The sequence below is a fragment of the Enterobacter sp. Y17 genome (assembly GCF_019730495.1).
Lineage (GTDB): Bacteria > Pseudomonadota > Gammaproteobacteria > Enterobacterales > Enterobacteriaceae > Enterobacter > Enterobacter asburiae_B.
In genome coordinates, this window is sequence record NZ_JAASKP010000001.1 from 982,255 (window position 1) to 1,000,548 (window position 18,294).

Sequence of the window (18,294 nt, forward strand, 5' to 3'; positions counted from 1 at the left end):
GCTCTTAAGATCCCTTAGTTCTGAGTGATCTCTACTATGTGTCTTTGACCATCCTGCTTTAAAGGTATTCGGTCATCAGACAGTTCGATACCATCTAGTATGACCTGATACTCCCCGTTGCCACGTGTAATGGTAATCTCGTAATGACTTTCGTCATGCTGATATGTCAGAGAAAAAGACTCCCACTCTGCTGGTAACAGGGCATGTATGGTCAAGATATCACCGGAACGTTTTATGCCCATCAATTCTTCTGTAAGAAGACGATAGGCCCAACCCGCTGATCCGGTGTACCAACTCCAACCTGCACGTCCAGTATGTGGCGCGATGCTGTAAACATCTGCACTCATTACGTATGGTTCTGCTCTGTAAATCGCAACTTCTTCGTCAGTAGACGCGTGGTTTATTGGATTGATCAGTGACCAGAGTTGCCACGCACGCTCTGCATTTCCCATTCGGGCAAATGCCATCACGGCCCAGATAGCACCATGAGTATATTGCCCGCCATTTTCACGCACACCAGGCACATAACCCTGAATGTAACCGGGATTTGGTCCGTGTCCATCGAATGGAGGCGAAAGTAGCTTTATCAACCTGGATTCGGAATTTACCAAATGCTTGTCCAGAGCCTGCATTGATTTACCGGCACGTCCACAGTCAGTCGCACCGGATAAAACGGACCAACTTTGAGCTATTGCATCAATCCGGCAGTCTTGAGAACTTTTGGAGCCTAAAGGCGTTCCATCGTCAAAATATCCACGCCGAAACCATTCCCCGTCCCAGGCTGTCGCATTCAGATTTTTCTGCAAGTGTTCCGCCTCCGTGCGACACAGCGATGCTACAAGCTTATCTTGCTGACGATCAGCGAGCGTCGCGAAACGCTTTAAAATGTCGAACAGGAAGAACCCGAGCCAAACGCTTTCACCTTTTCCTTCGATGCCGACCCGGTTCATCCCATCGTTCCAGTCGCCAGCGCCCATTAGCGGCAGACCATGTTGTCCAAAACGAAGCCCATGCTTAATGGCTTTAACGCAGTGTTGCCATAGCGTCTCTTCGGTGTGGCTGATTAGTGGTGTATCGTAAACGGACTCTTCTCCAGGCTGGAGCTGACGTCCTTCCAGATAAGGAATCATCTGCTCTAGTATTCCGATATCCTCAGAAGTGTCGACGTAGTGACAGACGGCGAGCGGGAGCCAGAGAAAATCATCTGAACATCGCGTGCGTACGCCGTTACCGTGAGGTGGATGCCACCAGTGCTGCACATCGCCTTCAATAAACTGTCTTGACGCACATAGTACTATTTGGTCGCGCAGGCGTTCCGGTGCAGCGTGGGTCAGTGCTAATGTATCCTGGAGTTGATCCCGAAAACCAAATGCGCCACCCGATTGATAATAACCACTGCGCGCCATGAGTCGACAGGCCATTGTCTGATACAGAAGCCAACCGTTAACTAGCTTATCAACTGAATGGTCTGGTGTATTGACCACTATCTTATCCAGCATGCGGTGCCAGTGACGATGGACATTGTCCAACTCCTGTCGAACGATATTTTCATCCAAATAATGAGCGAGTATAGTCTGAGCCCGGGCGGAGTTTTCCTCGCTGCCGAGTACAAAAATAAAGGTCTTCTGATCACCGTCAATTAGGGTGGTAACAGACTGAACTGCACCGCATGGATCCAAACCGGCGCCCGTATTTCCCGATAAACTGCGAAGCTTCATTGCGGCCGGTTTTTGCAAAGAGCCATTGCGGCCAATAAACTCTCGGCGATCACCTGTCAACGAACAATGAGGATCGTTGACAGCGAAAAATGCAATGCGTCCTTCGCCGTTAGCTCCGTAAAAGTTATTTGCTGTAACTCCACTACCAGCCGGCACGATCACCGTATGTGTAACGATATGGGGAGCAGAACGCGAGCGTGATTCCCCAAGCGTCCACTCTACGTACCCTGTGACCGATAATTTGCGCGTGCGGCCCGAATTGTTACTAAGCGTCAGAAGTGCCAACTTAACAGGATCGTGTTCGCTAACCAGTATTGTCAACTCGCTATCTATACCACTATCGCGGTGCGCGAATACGCTGTAGCCAAAACCATGACGGGTTAAATAATCCCCGCGGCCACGCACAGGTAATGTCGTGGGTGACCATACCGTTCCGCTCTCTTCATCACGAATATAAAAAACCTCACCGCTACGGTCGCTTACTGGATCGTTTTCCCAGGGGGTTAAACGATATTCATGAGCGTTCTCATACCAACTGTAAGCCTGTCCGGCTTCTGAAATGACGCTACCAAAACAGGAGTTTGCCAGCACATTTGACCAAGGGGCCGGCGTTGGAACATTTTCCTTCAGGATAATCTGATACTCCCGTCCATCCTCAGAAAACCCTCCATGCCCATTGAAGTTGAACATATGTTCTATATGCGGCGTCCAGTCTTCGTGTCGATTGCTTCCCTCAGTGACAAAAGGTACAAATGGCCTTTGCGGTTTAATTGACGAGTGGAGCCGCTGATTAAGTTGCTCGTTTAGCCCGCCGGCGCGATCGTCAAGATGCATACATGCAACGCTCATCAACAATTGCTTATCTTCGGAAGACAAATGCTCCCCGTTACGGACAAAAATGCCGCCAGGTTTATCCAGCAGGCTGGCTTCTGAACCGGCATAGATTAAATCCATAATCAGTGTTTGTAGGGCCTGCTGATAGCCACCGGCGCTGTTATTGAGGATAACAAGGTCCACTTCAAGCCCTTTTAGTCGCCAGTAACGATGAGCTTGAATCAGTGTAGTGATAGAGGTCATACTCTCATCGCTGGTCACGCTATGCAGTACAATCGGTAGATCACCTGAAATACCCCAGCCCCACAGTCCGGACTGACCGCGGCGGTTACGGCTTATGACTTGAACGTCGGCGCGTAGTTCCTGACAGGAATAGAGCACAGCGCTAGCGAGTCGGTTAAACAGCGTTGCGTCATCTTCGCTAGCATTTATCTGCCTGAGCACTACCAGACTGTGCGACCAGGCAAGCTCAAAAACACGCTCAGCGATTGGGTAATCACGGTATTTTTCCAATAATGCCTTGCTTTGCTGACGGCTCTCACTGATGCCATAAACGATATCAATCGTTATCGGAATGCCTGGCATGAGTCTCACAACTTGTCGGATCGCTAGTACAGGATCCAGCACGGCACCGGAAGTATTGCTGAGCGGCCCGTTAGCATAGATAGCAGCGGCATCAGCCGGACTTCTGCCCCTCCCAATAAACTTAGCTCGGTCTGTTTCAAACGAGGCTTCATTATGATCATTGCTATGCACCACCATCATGTGAAACAGAAATGGGCTCGGTTCATCTTGAGAACGCGGTCGTCGATGGCAAAGAATAGCGTCCCGACTGTGATCAATCTCAGTTTCAATGAACAAATTACTGAATGCCGGATGCGCTAGATCACTGGTTTCTGGAGCAATCACTACTTCAGCATACGTTGTTAGCTCAAGCGTTCGCGGTAGACGGCCATGGTGTACCAGGGTGACACGCCGCAGCTCTATATCATCTTCCGGGGAAACCACAACCTGTGTCCTAACGCTTAGGGCTCCCAAGGTACGCCTGAATTCTGCGCCTGCGTCGGTGAAGATTATCTCATCGCTGCTGTTCGCATTTCCGCCCATGGGCTGCCAAGTATTGCTCCACACCTCATTCGTATGCGGATCACGGATATAACAGAACGATCCCCAGTTATCACGGGTTGTATCGCTGCGCCAGCGGGTAACTGAAATCGAATTCCAACGGCTGTACCCTCCACCACCTGGCGTCAGCATCAAATGGTAATGCCCATTTGAGAGCAGTTGTATTTCCGGAGTAGGGCTGTCTACATGACTGAAAACTCTCGGTTCATATCGCACCGGTTTAACCCTTCCTTCATGGGATTCAAAATGACGGCGAGGGCTGTAAAGATCGACTGAATCCGGGACGCGTTCCTGCAAAAGAAGATTCGCCGACATAAAGGTGGGGCTTGTCATAAATCGCTCGCTCATTGGGGCATCAAGCAGGATATGCGCTAGCGCCTGGAATCCCATCCCCTGGTGGTGTGCCATCCAGGACTGTACAACCGCGTACAGTTGCCCGGTAGCAAGCCGCGATGGCGTGTAGTCCAGCGCTTCATAAAACCCGTATTCGCCATGTGCGCCGCTCTGCTCCAGTCTAAGCAAGTTTTCACAGGCCTTCTGGGGGGAAACGAGCAGAGCCAGTAGTGTTGCATACGGCGCGACAACCATATCGTCCGCAAGTCCTCGGCGAAGACCGAGTCCAGGTACCCCAAATGCCTGATACTGATAATTACTCTGGACATCAAATGCATGATAGCCGGACTCAGAGACGCCCCATGGTACGCCACGTTCCTTGCCCCAGTTAATCTGGCGTGTCACTGCGGATTTGCCCATTTCATCAAGCAAACTGCCGCGCCAGTTTGGCATCACCAGATTCGGCATCAGGTATTCAAACATCGAGCCGCTCCATGACATCAACGCGGTTTCATTGTCGATATTGGTGAACAACCTTCCCAACGCATACCAGCTTTTCATCGGAAGCTGATTTGTCGCGATAGCGAGATAACTTGTCAGCCTGATTTCAGAGGGCAGAAGGTCATAGTGGCTTTTATCGGCGGTATTTGTGTCGCAGTTATATCCGACACTCAGTAGGCTGGTAGCTTCGCTGTAGAGAAAGGCAAAATCCATTCGTGCATGGTCATTTAATCTCTTTTCAAGTTCGCTGATGATATCCAGCCGCAAACGGGCGTGAGTAATTACTGGTGCAGGAGGCGTTCCTTCTCCGGTATCGGTACTCTGCGCCAACCAGCTTAGTGTTGGCAGTGTCTCGCTTTGGTATGTAGGGGGTATCCACGCGAGCAGATGTGACCATTCGTGGCATAATTCAACCAACTGATGCTCCAGATGTTCGGCCCAGCGCACCACAAGATCGCCTTCCTGCTGACTCGCAGCGGTGAGATGTTTGCACTGAGTTCGCATCTTTTTAAGTTCGCTGTAAAGAGCTCCCGGAGGTAGTTCCGCTGAGCTGAAACACTGCTTTTGAAGCTCTTTAAGCGAATCCGGTGCCCCCGGCCCCCAGTGTTTTTCAAGAAGTAATAATGTATCGATTAACCCTGCAAGTATTCTTTCGACATTCAAAATGGGCTGGTTTCGCATGGCTAATAACCCTTCACGCAGAGTTAACAAATGTCCGGCCATATTACCGCTGTCCACGCTTGATACGTAACGTGGACTCAGCGGCGCAAGCGTTCGAGTGTCATACCAGTTATATAAATGACCACGAAAATGTTCCATATTATCAAGAGAGTCGAGCGTGAGCGTTATGCGTTGTAAGACGCTACCGCCTGGCAAATAGCCAAAATCCCAAGCAGTAAGGTTAGCCAGTAGTGATAACCCAATGTTGGTTGGAGATGTACGGTGCGCGATCGTCGGCTGCGGTATTTCCTGGTAATTATCAGGGGGGAGCCAATTTTCTTTCGCTGTGGCGAAGGTCTCAAAAAAAGACCATATTTCTCGGCTTGTCTGTCTCAGCAGAAGTTTCTGTTTCTGATCTGGCAAAAAGGGCTTACACGCGGGTTGGCGGCTCAGCCAAGCCATAATAATGGGAGATATGCACCACCCGACGCTAATGGGCAATGCAATGAACATCATCAGCGGATCAAACACCAATGCTAGTGATGCGAGACTCAGACCGCAGGCAACATTCAGCCACATTGCCCGATAAAAACCTAAAACAGAGATACTGGATTGGTAGTTATCTGGGTTATAGCTTACCCATTGGTTGAGGTTACGCTGGCTTATACCTAGTCGCCAAAGCGTAACTCCAATAGCGTATAATGAGTAACCGGCCTCGTGGGGTAGTATCATAAATGTGAGACCGATACGTGAAACGCGCTTCAAGGCTCCAGCTGAAACCAGTTGCAGATGTTGTTTAAGGGGACGGCGGTGCGGTTTATGAACGAGATCCCATGCTATGCTAAGCGCCGCAGGAAGAAACCATATTAGCGTTAGCACGCTAAACCAGTATAAAGGGTTGGGGAGCCAGAGCAGCGTGCTAAATACAAGCAGCATGATCGACGGCGCTACCAGGCTGCGTCGGAGATTATCCAATAACTTCCAGCGAGAAAGGATGGACAATGGATTTTTTTCCCTACTTCCGTCAGCTTTTCTGACCCGAACCCTCAGCCAATTGAGCAGTTGCCAATCTCCTCGGATCCAGCGCGTACGACGTGCGACGTCTGAGAGATAATTAGTTGGATATTGTTCGTAAAGTAAAACGTTGCTCAGCAGACCAGAGCGGGCGTAACATCCTTCCAGCAGGTCGTGACTGAGTACGAGATTTTCCGGACAGACGTTGGCAGTGGACTGGACAAAAATATCTACGTCATAGATACCTTTGCCTACGAACGATCCCTCGCCGAAAAGATCCTGATATATATCTGAAGACATCATCGAATAGGGATTATTACCCGGGACGCTGCTGCGCATGGCGGCGTAGCGCCCCTGACCGTAAAGAGGCATTTCCTCTGCTAAGCCTGGCTGTAAAATTCCGTACCCTTTAACGACTCGTTGGAACGTTGGATCATATACTGGTTTGTTCAGCGGATGCGCCATTGTGGCCACCAGTTTATGGGCTGTATCACGAGGCAGGAGCGTATCACTGTCAAGAGTGATGACATATTTAATCCGTCCGGGCAAAGCCTGCGAGGGAAGGTCTGCAACGCTCGAAAACTGGGTTCCCGGTTGGCGTAACCAGCTGTTAAGAAGAGCTAGTTTGCCCCGCTTGCGTTCATATCCCATCCAGATTCTCTGCGAATCGTTCCACTCCGGCTGGCGGTGCAGTAGATAAAATCGAGATCGGCCGCTAGGGTTGCGCCGATTAAGTCTCTGCATCTCAGCAATCGCTTGCCTTAAAAGGACAGTGTTTTCCTCGGTATCCTCAGTTGATGAATCCGGAAAATCGGTAAGAAGTGCAAAGCAGAGATTTTCATCCTGATTGCCAAGGCTGCAGACTTCCAGGCGGAAGAGAAGTTTGCAGAGGCTTTCATAGCTTGTCAGCATGCAAGGGATCGCAACCATTGTGGCATATTCAACTGGTATCCCACTTGAAAAGTCCATCCGCGGCAGAGGCCTGGGAATACGAAAGCGTGTCGTTGCTTCGCTAAGCATATCGCTGGCGAGTTGACTAATGGCAACAATAAGGGGGAGTGCTAGGGGGATGAGCAGCCAGAATATACCCTGTAGTGCAGTTTCATACAATATGGTAGCTGAAGCGGCCGTGGTCAAAAGACTCAGGCTACCAAGCCATGACAGAAGGGGCGATTTATTCATACTCTGCCGCAGCCGTTTCAATAGAGACCTTTCAGCTGACAACAGTTTTTCAAGTTGTGGCCTTCCACCCCCAAGCAGAAAATAACCGATATGTCGGTGCTCAGGATCTAGACTCGGTTCGCAAGACATTGCCATCACACGGTTTGCAACTTCCGGCTCACTTAAGATCGCATCCCTGGCAAGCGTTTCAATCACATGGCGATAATGATCTCGGGTGTCGAAGTGCATGTGAGGATATATACCAGCTGGGTCAAGGCGTAATGTTTGCTCGACTACGCTGATGGTCTCTGCAAAATCAGACCAGTTCGTTTCATTCAGCAGACGTAAACCCGAAATACTGTTACTGACGGAAAGCTGGCTGGCGGCAAGCTGCTGATTGAAGCGATGAATCAGGACCTCAGTTGTAACACCTTGCTCTGCAAGACGTTGTTCAATCCAATTCAGAGGGAGTGCAAGAGCATTGCCATGTCCCTGCAGACGACGAACCATTTCAGCGACAAAGGCACTGCTCAGCGGAGGGTGAGTACGCGCCATATCGGCAACAATCATAATTAGGTCGGCGGGAGCATTCTCTGCACAATCAAAAATCCGCGTTATCCACATATCTGCAAGATTTCGCTCCTGCTGGGCTTGGGTCACTTCGTTGCTCACACGACGCAGGTTTTCAATCAGCGCTAGACGCAGCATTCCTGGCAAAGCCCATATCTCCCCCAACGTCAGAGGTGTCACCTCTTGATAGGCGGAAATATAACTGGTAAGACTGCTGGTGTCCCAGCGTCCGTCGCCATGCGCTATGGCCTCTGAGGCTAAGTCATAAATTCTGGGACATCTATGCGGGTAGGCTAGTAGCGGAAGACCCTTACCAAAGCTTTTCGGTAAGTGCTGGCGTACCATGCGAATCTGCTCTTCAATCAGGTAATAGTTGTCCAGCAGCCACTCACCTGCGGGCATGATACTCGTTTTTTTTCCTGCATTGAGTAGATAGCAACATCGCGTAATTATCGTTTCATTGTCAGTTAGTCGTTTAAGAAGGTAGTACGGTAGTATTTCCGGAGACAATTTGTGCGTACGAGCCAGTTTTTTTCCAAAGCGTTCCAACTGAGGGGTAGAAAACAGTTCCGAACGTAAATAGTTTTCTCCTCCCCAATCGTTGACTGTGGCTGATATGTGTGCGCTGCCTTCGGGCAGAATACGAGATCGCTTAAACCACGCGATATGTTTCATTTTCATAGGGTTGCTCTTTTGCTACGTTAACGCGCAGGAGCAGATGCGAAATCAGTTCAGAAACGTTCTCTCAGGATGGGCGTAAGGCATCGGGGATTTTGACAACTGCTGATATTATATTAAGTGTAGAACATCGGCTGTGAAGCTAGCGCGGAGAGATAAAAAGTGCTTTACACCCCGGACAGAGCATGGGGCTTTTTAGACGCAGTTTAGAGGAAGACTGAGCGGATTTTAATCCGCAAACAGGGCAGGTGACGGTGGTGGTTAATACGCTTCCAAAAAGTTTCATTGCGTAATCGATAACAGACATGATGATTAGCCTCTCAATGAATGTATTTCACTCTATCACATCTGGCTAAAATTAAACCAATTTAAAAGTCACCCAATTTTTTAACATAAGTGATGTTTTTTTCTCTTTTCTAGCACATCGCTTTCATGTCCGATTTAGAAGCGAATGAATTCCAACCTTTTAAAATCCTTATGTTATTTTGCGACGCGAGATCAGTTTTATCTAGGTTGCCGCCTGGATTGAACACTTGATTTGTTCTACAAGAAAAATCGGTTGATTCAAATTCGATGTTCTGAAAGCGTTGCAAAACCCGTAAGATATGTTTATAAATATACTGTATATACATACAGTAATTCATTGCGGAGGGAAAAATGAAAATCGAGTTAACCATTGATCGCATGAAGAAACTTCCTGATGGATCTATACCTGCGCTCGAGTCAGAACTGCTGAAAAGGCTCAGCAAGCAGTTTGATGATTGCCAGCTTACGATTAAGCGTGCCAGCCATGATGGGCTGACTGTTTTCGGGGGTGACAAGAAAGAGGTCGAACATATCGTGCAGGAGACCTGGGAAAGCGCTGACGAGTGGTTTAATTAATCGCGTGAATTTCACTGGAGCAGTTTCAAAGAGTATTGCTGTTTGCGCTCCCCTGGCTGTTCCCGATTACTGTTTACCGTGTCAATAAGTCGCTCTGGGGGAAAATAGTGTGTAGTGCAGATGCCTTTAATGCAGATGATCAATGGTACGACGTGGTCAGAAGGGCCGATAAAGCAGTTATCTATAGCTTCCCGGCGGAAGGGAGATATCTGGTTTATCGAGTAAATGGAATAGTTTCATTACGACCGTTACTCGACGAGGAAGAAATCTTCACTCTCAACGGGTTTATGCAATTTGCAAAACGACTGGGGTACCGAGTTACACCACCGTCTGATATTATTCTTTCATAGGCCTGAACGCCCTATACCTGATGCGCCACGGAGAGAACCATGGCGCTAGAATTACAACTTATCAAACACCATTCAGGAATACTGATCCCGGCTACTCCCGAGACCAGCTATATCCTGCAATCCAAAACCCGGCTCGGCGATGTTCTTGTTGCCGAGTTCAGGCGGGTACGTAACCCGGCGTTCCATCGGCGTTTTTTCGCGCTACTCAATCTCGGTTTTGAATACTGGGAACCAACCGGCGGGGCCATCTCAAGTAACGAGCGGAAGCTGATCACCGGCTACGCAAAATTCCTTGCTTCTTATGGCGGGAATGAGGGCGCGCTGATCGATGCTGCTGAGCAGTATCTTGAGCAGGTTGCTTACCGGCGCGTCACGAATGGCATTAGTCTGTGCAAATCCTTTGACGCTTACCGCTCCTGGGTGATCGTTGAGGCGGGGCACTTTGATGCCATTCAACTGCCAGACGGAACACTCAAAAAACATCCTCGAAGCATCTCGTTTGCCAACATGGACGAGCTCGAGTTTCAGCAGCTCTATAGAGCTGCGCTCGATGTTCTATGGCGCTGGGTCTTGTCCCGTTCATTCCGCAGTCGTGATGAGGCTGAGAATGTCGCCGCGCAGCTGCTTGGCTTCGCGGGGTGATGGAATGAAGAAGACATGGTTCCATCATACCGACTGCAGCACCGAACAGGCTGACGAACTGGTTAAGCGTTACAAAGCGCGCGGCGTTCGGGTTGAGCGCAGCCTTAACCTGGATTACGTGACTTGGACTGTCAGTGCATTCTTGCCGACCTCAAATACACCAGCGCGCCCGGACAGCCGCTGGCGAAACCGGATGTGGGGGTGAACGTGAAAACATATCAAATCACTTTGCCCTGGCCGCCGAGCAACAACCGGTATTACCGGCACAACCGCGGGCGTACACACATTAGTGCTGATGGCGTCGCGTACCGCTATGCCGTGGCCAGTGTCATTCGAAGCGCCCGGCTAAATATCCGAACGGCTGAACCACTCAAAATCCGCATTGAATGTCATATGCCCGACCGCCGGCGCCGCGATCTGGATAACCTGCAGAAAGCTGTATTCGACGCTTTAACCAAGGCGGGGTTCTGGCTGGATGACTGCCAGGTTGTCGACTATCGCGTTGTGAAAATGCCTGTCGTTAAAGGCGGGAAATTAGAACTCACCATTACTGAGATGGAGACCGCATGAACCTTGAAAACACCCTCAAATATCACTTCGCCAAATCGACAATAATCAGCGACTCTCCGCGTGCAACGGCGTCAGACTCATTAACCGGGACGGATATCATGGCCGCTATGGGCATGACCCAAGAACATGCCGCCATGGGCTACAGCGCCTTTCTCGGAAAGATGGGAATCAGTTACAACGATCGGGCGAGGGCGATTGCGTTGCTGGCTCAGTATGCGCTGACCAAGTGCGATCGGGTGGCTGCTCTGCGCAAACTGGATGCCAGGGTTAAGCCACTGGTGATGCATCGGTTGGCCAGCTTCGCTTTCGAGGATTATTCCCGCAGCGCCGCCAGCGTAAAGCAGTGCGATGGATGCAATGGGGAAGGGTTTATTGACGCTGAGGTTTTCAGCATGAAGTCTCACACTCCGGCAAGAGAGAAGAGGTTCGTGAAGATGTCTTTGCAAATGGGCATCGAAGATATTCGTCCTTCCGACTATGAGGTGCACAGGCAGGTTAGGGAAGTCACTCGAGTTCTATGTCCACAGTGTAAGGGGAAGAGGGTCGTTAGTTGTGCTTGTAATGACTGTCATGGACGCGGGAAAGCCATTAATCAGGCTCTTACAAAACAGCAGGGCGTTCCGGTTCTGGCTGATTGCAAACGCTGCAGTGGGCGGGGGTATGAAAGAATTCCATCAACTGAGGCTTACGCCGCGGTGTGTCAGATAACGGATGCAATCAGCCTCGATACTTGGAAAAAGTCTGTTAAGCCATTTTACGATCAGCTAATCACCAAGTTTGATATCGAAGAGGCTTGGGCTGATGCGCAGCTTAAGCAGATAACAAAATAGGGCATTATTTTATCGTGAGCTATTTACTTTTCCCGAATCTGTGGTAGTTTTCCTCTAACGATGGGTTATTGCCTTCGTTTAAAGCCCCGCGGTTAACCCCGTGGGGCTTTTTAAGTTTCTATGTCTATACTGTGAGTGTTGCGAATCCCCCTCTGCGGTGGGGCGTTCCAGTAGTTACCTGAAAAGGAAACCTCTCAGACGCGGGAATGTTTACTGGTGTCATTCTCACCGGGAGGCACCCGGCGCAACAAACTATCTTCTTTCCTGATGAAAACTGAGCCAAACATTTTTCAAAGCTGCCTATCGGCGGCTTTTTTTGTTATCCCTCGTTTTAAGAGTGCCCATAGCAAGACATATTGACCATGCGAATGAATTCATCGTAATTTATTCACGTGGTGAATCCTTTCTATGCGAAAGGGCGTACCAGTCAACTGCTGTCTGCAGGTATGCGCGCGTCTTTGCTGACTGGGGTAGAGTCACCGGGAGGCACCCGGCACCATGAAAACAACAACACAAGTTTCAAATTCCTTGAGAGCCTGCCATAAAACGCAGGCCTTTTTTTATGACTTGGAAAACTACTGCTACGCTTTAAGTCGTGAGAAGTTACTGAATGCTCGGTGGTTCTCCTGAACCTTATGTGAATCAGCCGATACAGCTTCACTACTGAGTCATTGGTTTCAATCACACCTACCTTACAAATAGTCAACTGATTGGCCCGCTCCAAAAGAGCGGGCTTTTTTTATCTATCCACTCAAATTTTCTGTATGGGGAGGCAGAGCAAGAGGGGGCTGAATGTCTGATCATGTTTCTGGCACTGATGTAGTGGCAGGTAGATATTTGATAGCTTGCTCAGTGCACTAAAAAGTGCGGAGAACGACATCAATCTTCTCCGCATTAATAATGCCAGTGCTACCCGCTTGTATTTCTTATATCCCTTTGAGGATAAGTTTTTAACTTAACGCAAATGATAACATCTAAAAACTATGCGAATAGTTAATTGTTTTAAAGCTTTAAATAGTTCTTCTTAAGGATTATTTAATTTATTGCATTCCTCAGAAGAGGGAAGCTCCAGCAGGTTACAACCCTCACAAGGCTGCCATATGGCGGCCTTTTTTATTTCTAGCAATAGCACCCGCACAAAGCGAGGTGAGAGACCATGAAAATGAATGATTCAGGGAACATCTTCACGCAGTTCTTCGCGTGGGTAGCAGCTCTGGCGTCAGCAATTGGGTTTACCACTCAGGATCTGGTGTTCATGTTTTTTGGCGCTGCTGGTCTGCTTATCTCGCTTGCCTCCTACATTAACGGGCGGGTGGATGCAAACCGCAGGCGTAGAGAGGATGAGAAGCGAACAAAAATGGTCAATGACTACCTGAAAGGCGTATGTGATAAACCCCTTCACGAGCGTCCTGCTGCTGCAAGCGTGGTCGTTGAGGCATTACAAAAGGAAGCTGAGTGATGGGAACCAGAGCAAAGCTTAGTACTGCAGTTCTGGGGCTGGTACTTGCTGGAGCGCCAGCATCAGTCATTCTCGATCAGTTTCTGAATGAGAAAGAGGGTAACAGCCTTACGGCGTACAAAGATGGCGGTGGTATTTGGACTATTTGCCGAGGCGCAACGATGGTTGATGGTAAACCGGTTGTGCAGGGCATGAAATTGACACAGGCCAAATGCAATCAGGTGAATGCTATCGAACGCAATAAGGCTCTGGCATGGGTTGACCGCAATATTTCGGTACCGCTTACCGAACCGCAGAAAGCTGGGATCGCCTCTTTCTGTCCGTACAACATCGGGCCGGGTAAGTGCTTCCCGTCCTCCTTTTATAAGCGCATTAATGCCGGTGACCGCCGCGGAGCATGCGAGGCAATTCGCTGGTGGATTAGAGACGGTGGCCGCGACTGCCGCCTGACTAAAGGCCAGAAGAACGGCTGCTACGGTCAGGTAGAACGGCGAGACCAGGAAAGTGCGTTGGCGTGCTGGGGGATAGACCAGTGAACTTTTATCTTTTACCAATCGCGGTTGTGGTTATTGCTGGTCTCTCAGTCGCACTCGTTAAAAGTTGCTCAGACGCCAACGGCCTGCAGCGTGATAACGAGGTTCTGCGCAGTGACAATGCTCTGCAGGAGCAGATAATCGCCACCCAAGCATTCAACTTCAACCGGTTCAATCAGGTTGCGGAACAAGCCAACAGGCTGAATTCCCTGATCGACATCAGTACAGAAGAAACCATAATCGAATACCGGGAGATTCTCCGTCGTGAAAAAACCTGTAATCTGCCTGTTCCTGCTGACATTGCTGGTGGGTTGCTCGAATACGCGCACCGTTTACGTGCCAGCGCCTTGTACTCCGATACCCACAGACCTGACACAGCCGATGATCGTGCCGCTGCCGCCAGCTCAATGACGTACTGCCAGGCAGTGCTCTGGATCAAGCCGCTGCTGGCCGTGATTGAGAAGGGCAACAATAACCTGGCTGGTATACGGCAGATAGAGCTGGAAAGGAAAAACTAGGGATGGCTCATCCTTGAGCACACGGGTATTTCTTAACGACGGCTTTACCTGACATAGCAAAGCACCTTTAAATTCTAGAAAAGACTCAATATTTCACAAGGGAAGCGCATCAATTCCAAAAAAAGCCCCCACAAGGAGGGCTACAGGAGTCTCAGTTTCACATGCTCTTTTTATCGATGATTCCCTGGAGTTGGCATTCTCCGCATCAGAGTCTTGGATAGCCTGGCAGTTAACCAATAATCAACAAGCGTAAGCGAAAAGTATTAGGAATTTCCTCAGGCTGGCAGCCTTTAATAGTACTTACCTGTTGCATATGCTTCACATGATATTCCCAATAATCAGATTGATTTTTACTCGAAATTACATGCACAAATAGGAATGGGTAGAACTGCGTTCTGCCATAAAAAATGCCCCTTGTGAGGGGCAATTATGAGTTGAATCTTTTGTTATGTTTATGTGCTTCTTGCTCTAAGGCTTAGGCAAAATAACATCTCACTCAGATATTGCAAATTAAATGCACTTTTAAATGCAATAACGTGAAGCCCCTCATCTTGCGCTATCAATCTCAGGCGGAAACGGCAATCATTAATAGCTGGCTTCACTGTAGCGGAAGGTTTTGAATTGCCCTGTTCATAGCGGCAGTGATGTGTCTGATTGTTCTTCTTGTCATGCGCCAATTTTGAACAAATGAGGCTGCGGGCTTCCGGTGACTAAGCGACGATTCACAAGGATGTACCCTGCACCATGTGGCAAAAGCTCTTGTAATGATGAAGGAGCTTTTTTTATCATTATTTGGGGCATCACTGACGCTTGGGACCCCATAGGGGACAAGCTGAACGTTAGCCCATTCAGCATCTGTAACACAGGTAGTCTACTATTTACATACAGTTAGGTTAAAGGCAGCTTATCTATAACTGTCGCCTTACTTGATAGTGGAAATAGTAAACGGCCAAAAGAGGTAATAATGAAAATTGAAGAACTGACGCACAAGGCAGAGGAAGAAATTTCTGCCCTCATATCAAAAAAAATTTCAGAGTTACGAAAAAAAACAGGCCATGAAGTTTCCGAAATTGAGTTTATCGCTCGTGAAGCGATGACAGGTCTTGAAGGGTACGAGGTCAAAATCAAACTCCTTTAATCGTAACTTCACAAAACAAGGTCGCTCATGCGGCCTTTTTTATTGCTATTTGAAAGTGAGTGACGCAAGGAAAAAATATGGCAAAACCGGACTGGGGCGAGCTTCAGCAACGGTTCCTGTCCGAACATGCCAAAACAGGCGTATCACCGAAGGAATGGTGTGAAGCGCAGGGACTTAATTACGCTACCGCCCGCCGATACATCAAAAAGCCTACTGCGCAAACTGCGCAAAAACCTGCGCAGAAAAAAATGCGCACTGCGCAAAAGGATAAAAGCGCAAATGAGCTGGTGGATGATGATGGGCTTACCGCTCAGCAGCGCTTATTTGTAGCGGAGTACCTGAAGGACAACAACGCCACAGCCGCCGCTGCACGTGCTGGTTATAGTGACCCAAACTACGGTCGTCAGCTTATAGCGAATCCTAACGTTGCGCAGGCAATTGCGCAGCAGCAAAAAGCCTCCATTGTTCGCACGCTTGGCAGTGCCGATGAAGTCCTTGCGCAGATGTGGCAGCTCGCCACCTTCGATGCAAACCAGCTCTCACAATATCGTCGCGGCGCGTGTCGATACTGCTGGGGGTTCAGTCACCACTACCAGTGGCGTGATGCCGTGGAGTTTGAGGAGAAAAGACTCGAGGCTGTTGAGCTTGACAGACGTGAACCCGAAGATTCCGGCGGTTACGGTTACGACCACAACCGTAAGCCTAACCCTGAATGCCCGCGCTGCAATGGTGACGGCATCGGCCAGCCTTACTTCCCTGATACCCGCAAACTCCCTCCAGTCTCACGGCTCGCTTACTCCGGCGTGAAGGTCGGCAAAAATGGCGTCGAAATCACAGCGATAAGTCGCGAACGGATGTTCGAAGCGGTAATGAAGCGCCTTGGCCTAGCTGATAGCGAGTTCGCGCAGCGCCTGCAGCAGATTGAAATCGAGCGCCGGCAGTTGGAGGTAGAAAAGCTTCGTAAAGAGTTGGCCGGTGATGGTGAGGACGATGTACCAACCCCAGTGCAGATCAATATCAACGTAGTGGATGCGAGGGCAGACGATGGGGATCAGCCCGACACTTAACATTCCTCAGGCGCGCTTCCTCGCGATGCAGCACAAATTCAAAGCCTACGTTGCTGGGTTCGGTTCCGGTAAGACGTGGGTGGGTTGTGGGGGCATCTGCAAAGGGATGTGGGAGCATCCTAAAATCAACCAGGGTTATTTCGCGCCGACGTACCCGCAGATTCGTGACATCTTCTACCCGACGATAGAGGAGGTGGCCTTTGACTGGGGGCTGAGCGTCAAAATCAACGAGGGGAACAAAGAGGTTCACTTCTACGAGGGGCGGCGCTACCGCGGGACAACCATCTGCCGCTCGATGGAGAAGCCCGGCTCGATAGTCGGCTTCAAAATTGGTAATGCGATGGTGGATGAGCTGGACGTTATGGCGGCTGCCAAAGCGCAGCAGGCCTGGCGAAAAATCATCGCCCGTATGCGTTACAACATTCCCGGTCTGAGAAATGGAATTGACGTCACGACAACGCCGGAAGGCTTCAAATTCGTCTACCAGCAGTTCGTGAAGGCTGTGCGTGAAAAGCCAGAGCTTGCGGCTCTATACGGACTGATTCAGGCCAGCACGTTCGACAATGCGAAGAATCTACCGCCTGATTACATCCCATCGCTGCTGAGCTCTTACCCTGACGAACTGATTCAGGCCTATCTGCGCGGGAAGTTCACCAACCTTAACAGCGGGACCATTTACCACACCTTCAACCGTAAGCTAAATAACTGTTCTGACGAGATTCAGGATGGGGATCCGCTGTTCATTGGTATGGACTTCAACGTGGGAAAAATGGCCGCGATTGTTCACGTTAAGCGTAATGGCCTGCCGCGTGCGGTTCGTGAGCTGGTTAAGATCTATGACACGCCGGCGATGATTAAGCGCATTCAGGAAGAGTTCTGGCGCTACGAGGATGGTCGCTACGTTAAAAACCGGGAGATTTACATCTATCCGGATGCATCAGGGGACTCACGCAAATCCCAGAACGCCAGCAAGACCGATATTGCTCAGCTCAACGATGCCGGATTCAGCGTCATTGTAGATGATGCCAACCCGCCGGTTAAAGACCGCATCAACTCGATGAACGCCATGTTCTGCAACGCCAACGGCGAACGCCGCTATCTGGTTAACGTGCAAAACTGCCCGGTCTATACCGAAAGCCTTGAACAACAAATCTGGGCGGCAAATGGCGAACCAGACAAATCAGCAGATAACGATCACCCCAATGATGCAGGTGGGTACTTCATCGTGAAGGATTACCCGATCGTGAAACCGGCATATTCAATCACCATGGACACCACTTTCTGATATGGCAAACGACGACATCACCTGGGTTCGACCAGAACACCGGGCGGCTTCTGCTGCCTGGAGGAAATACAGGGACTTCTGCAAAGGGGCTGGGGCCGTAAAAGCGGCGGGTAATAAATATCTGCCTTATCTCGACCCAACCGATAAATCCATGCGCAACCGTAAGCGTAACGAAGACTATCTGAGCCGCGCGGTGTTCTAAGCCATTGCCGGCAATACGAAGATCGGCATGCTTGGGATGGCGTATCGCAAGGACCCCACGTTTAACGGTCCGGAGAAGCTGAAGTACCTGTTGGACAATGCGGACGGAGCCGGTACCAGCATCTATCAGCAGTCGCAACTGGTGGCAGAGAACGTGCTGGAGGTCGCGCGAGAGGGCATTTATGTCGATTACGCTGAAGAATCCGACGAAGCAATTATCCTCCG

15 protein-coding genes are annotated in these 18,294 nt (G+C 49.7%); 13 read left to right on the top strand and 2 right to left on the bottom strand.

Annotation, left to right across the window (positions count from 1 at the left end):
- Positions 1–14: 14 nt before the first annotated feature.
- Together HCH49_RS04500 and HCH49_RS04505 are read right to left on the bottom strand one after the other, a co-directional pair.
- A complete protein-coding gene (locus tag HCH49_RS04500) occupies positions 15–8,597 on the bottom strand; it encodes a GH36-type glycosyl hydrolase domain-containing protein (protein WP_221702249.1) in 8,583 nt (2,860 codons plus the stop codon).
- Positions 8,598–8,736: 139 nt separating this feature from the next.
- A complete protein-coding gene (locus tag HCH49_RS04505) occupies positions 8,737–8,901 on the bottom strand; it encodes a YnfU family zinc-binding protein (RefSeq protein ID WP_213730115.1) in 165 nt (54 codons plus the stop codon).
- Positions 8,902–9,251: 350 nt separating this feature from the next.
- On the opposite strand from HCH49_RS04505, the gene HCH49_RS04510 reads away from it, so the two are divergent.
- The 13 genes from HCH49_RS04510 (at position 9,252) to HCH49_RS22175 (ending at position 18,070) form a co-directional block, all read left to right on the top strand.
- The gene (locus HCH49_RS04510; protein ID WP_063441146.1) at positions 9,252–9,476 is read left to right on the top strand and encodes a DinI family protein; all 225 of its coding nucleotides are present in this window, start codon (positions 9,252–9,254) and stop codon (positions 9,474–9,476) included.
- 107 nt (positions 9,477–9,583) lie between these two features.
- Entirely contained in the window at positions 9,584–9,826 is a 243-nt protein-coding gene (locus tag HCH49_RS22170) for a hypothetical protein (protein ID WP_248180792.1), read from the top strand.
- 39 nt (positions 9,827–9,865) lie between these two features.
- Complete coding sequence (locus HCH49_RS04515) at positions 9,866–10,468, top strand: DUF1367 family protein (protein WP_221702250.1); 603 nt, start codon at positions 9,866–9,868, stop codon at positions 10,466–10,468.
- A gap of 4 nt (positions 10,469–10,472) precedes the next feature.
- Positions 10,473–10,673, top strand: coding sequence for a hypothetical protein (locus HCH49_RS04520; protein WP_221702251.1), 201 nt, complete (start codon positions 10,473–10,475; stop codon positions 10,671–10,673).
- Between the two features lie 2 nt (positions 10,674–10,675).
- Complete coding sequence (gene rusA, locus HCH49_RS04525; RefSeq protein ID WP_221702252.1) at positions 10,676–11,038, top strand: crossover junction endodeoxyribonuclease RusA; 363 nt, start codon at positions 10,676–10,678, stop codon at positions 11,036–11,038.
- On the top strand, positions 11,035–11,868 hold the full coding sequence (locus HCH49_RS04530; RefSeq protein ID WP_221702253.1) for an antitermination protein: 834 nt from the start codon (positions 11,035–11,037) through the stop codon (positions 11,866–11,868). The genes rusA and HCH49_RS04530 overlap by 4 nt, the downstream gene beginning before the upstream one ends.
- Before the next feature lie 1,156 nt (positions 11,869–13,024).
- The gene (locus tag HCH49_RS04535) at positions 13,025–13,327 is read left to right on the top strand and encodes a hypothetical protein (protein WP_221702254.1); all 303 of its coding nucleotides are present in this window, start codon (positions 13,025–13,027) and stop codon (positions 13,325–13,327) included.
- Positions 13,327–13,863 carry a lysozyme gene (locus tag HCH49_RS04540; RefSeq protein WP_221702255.1) on the top strand — a complete coding sequence of 179 codons (537 nt, stop codon included), beginning with the start codon at positions 13,327–13,329 and terminating at the stop codon, positions 13,861–13,863. The genes HCH49_RS04535 and HCH49_RS04540 overlap by 1 nt, the downstream gene beginning before the upstream one ends.
- Complete coding sequence (locus HCH49_RS04545; protein ID WP_221702256.1) at positions 13,860–14,378, top strand: hypothetical protein; 519 nt, start codon at positions 13,860–13,862, stop codon at positions 14,376–14,378. Before HCH49_RS04540 ends, HCH49_RS04545 begins: the two co-directional genes overlap by 4 nt.
- Positions 14,379–15,342: 964 nt before the next feature.
- Positions 15,343–15,516 carry a GnsA/GnsB family addiction module toxin gene (locus tag HCH49_RS04550; protein ID WP_065419808.1) on the top strand — a complete coding sequence of 58 codons (174 nt, stop codon included), beginning with the start codon at positions 15,343–15,345 and terminating at the stop codon, positions 15,514–15,516.
- 77 nt (positions 15,517–15,593) lie between these two features.
- Positions 15,594–16,583, top strand: coding sequence for a terminase small subunit (locus HCH49_RS04555; protein ID WP_221702257.1), 990 nt, complete (start codon positions 15,594–15,596; stop codon positions 16,581–16,583).
- Entirely contained in the window at positions 16,561–17,868 is a 1,308-nt protein-coding gene (locus HCH49_RS04560; protein ID WP_221702258.1) for a terminase large subunit domain-containing protein, read from the top strand. The genes HCH49_RS04555 and HCH49_RS04560 overlap by 23 nt, the downstream gene beginning before the upstream one ends.
- Position 17,869: 1 nt before the next feature.
- Positions 17,870–18,070 (top strand): hypothetical protein, encoded by a 201-nt coding sequence (locus HCH49_RS22175; protein WP_260454024.1) that lies wholly within the window; start codon positions 17,870–17,872, stop codon positions 18,068–18,070.
- Positions 18,071–18,294 lie beyond the last annotated feature (224 nt).

Coding starts and splice junctions, on each gene's coding strand:
- HCH49_RS04500 (WP_221702249.1), bottom strand. CDS start 8,597: ATGAAAATGAAACATATCGCGTGGTTTAAGCGATCTCGTATTCTGCCC.
- HCH49_RS04505 (WP_213730115.1), bottom strand. CDS start 8,901: ATGTCTGTTATCGATTACGCAATGAAACTTTTTGGAAGCGTATTAACC.
- HCH49_RS04510 (WP_063441146.1), top strand. CDS start 9,252: ATGAAAATCGAGTTAACCATTGATCGCATGAAGAAACTTCCTGATGGA.
- HCH49_RS04515 (WP_221702250.1), top strand. CDS start 9,866: ATGGCGCTAGAATTACAACTTATCAAACACCATTCAGGAATACTGATC.
- HCH49_RS04520 (WP_221702251.1), top strand. CDS start 10,473: ATGAAGAAGACATGGTTCCATCATACCGACTGCAGCACCGAACAGGCT.
- HCH49_RS04530 (WP_221702253.1), top strand. CDS start 11,035: ATGAACCTTGAAAACACCCTCAAATATCACTTCGCCAAATCGACAATA.
- HCH49_RS04535 (WP_221702254.1), top strand. CDS start 13,025: ATGAAAATGAATGATTCAGGGAACATCTTCACGCAGTTCTTCGCGTGG.
- HCH49_RS04540 (WP_221702255.1), top strand. CDS start 13,327: ATGGGAACCAGAGCAAAGCTTAGTACTGCAGTTCTGGGGCTGGTACTT.
- HCH49_RS04550 (WP_065419808.1), top strand. CDS start 15,343: ATGAAAATTGAAGAACTGACGCACAAGGCAGAGGAAGAAATTTCTGCC.
- HCH49_RS04555 (WP_221702257.1), top strand. CDS start 15,594: ATGGCAAAACCGGACTGGGGCGAGCTTCAGCAACGGTTCCTGTCCGAA.
- HCH49_RS04560 (WP_221702258.1), top strand. CDS start 16,561: ATGGGGATCAGCCCGACACTTAACATTCCTCAGGCGCGCTTCCTCGCG.
- HCH49_RS22175 (WP_260454024.1), top strand. CDS start 17,870: ATGGCAAACGACGACATCACCTGGGTTCGACCAGAACACCGGGCGGCT.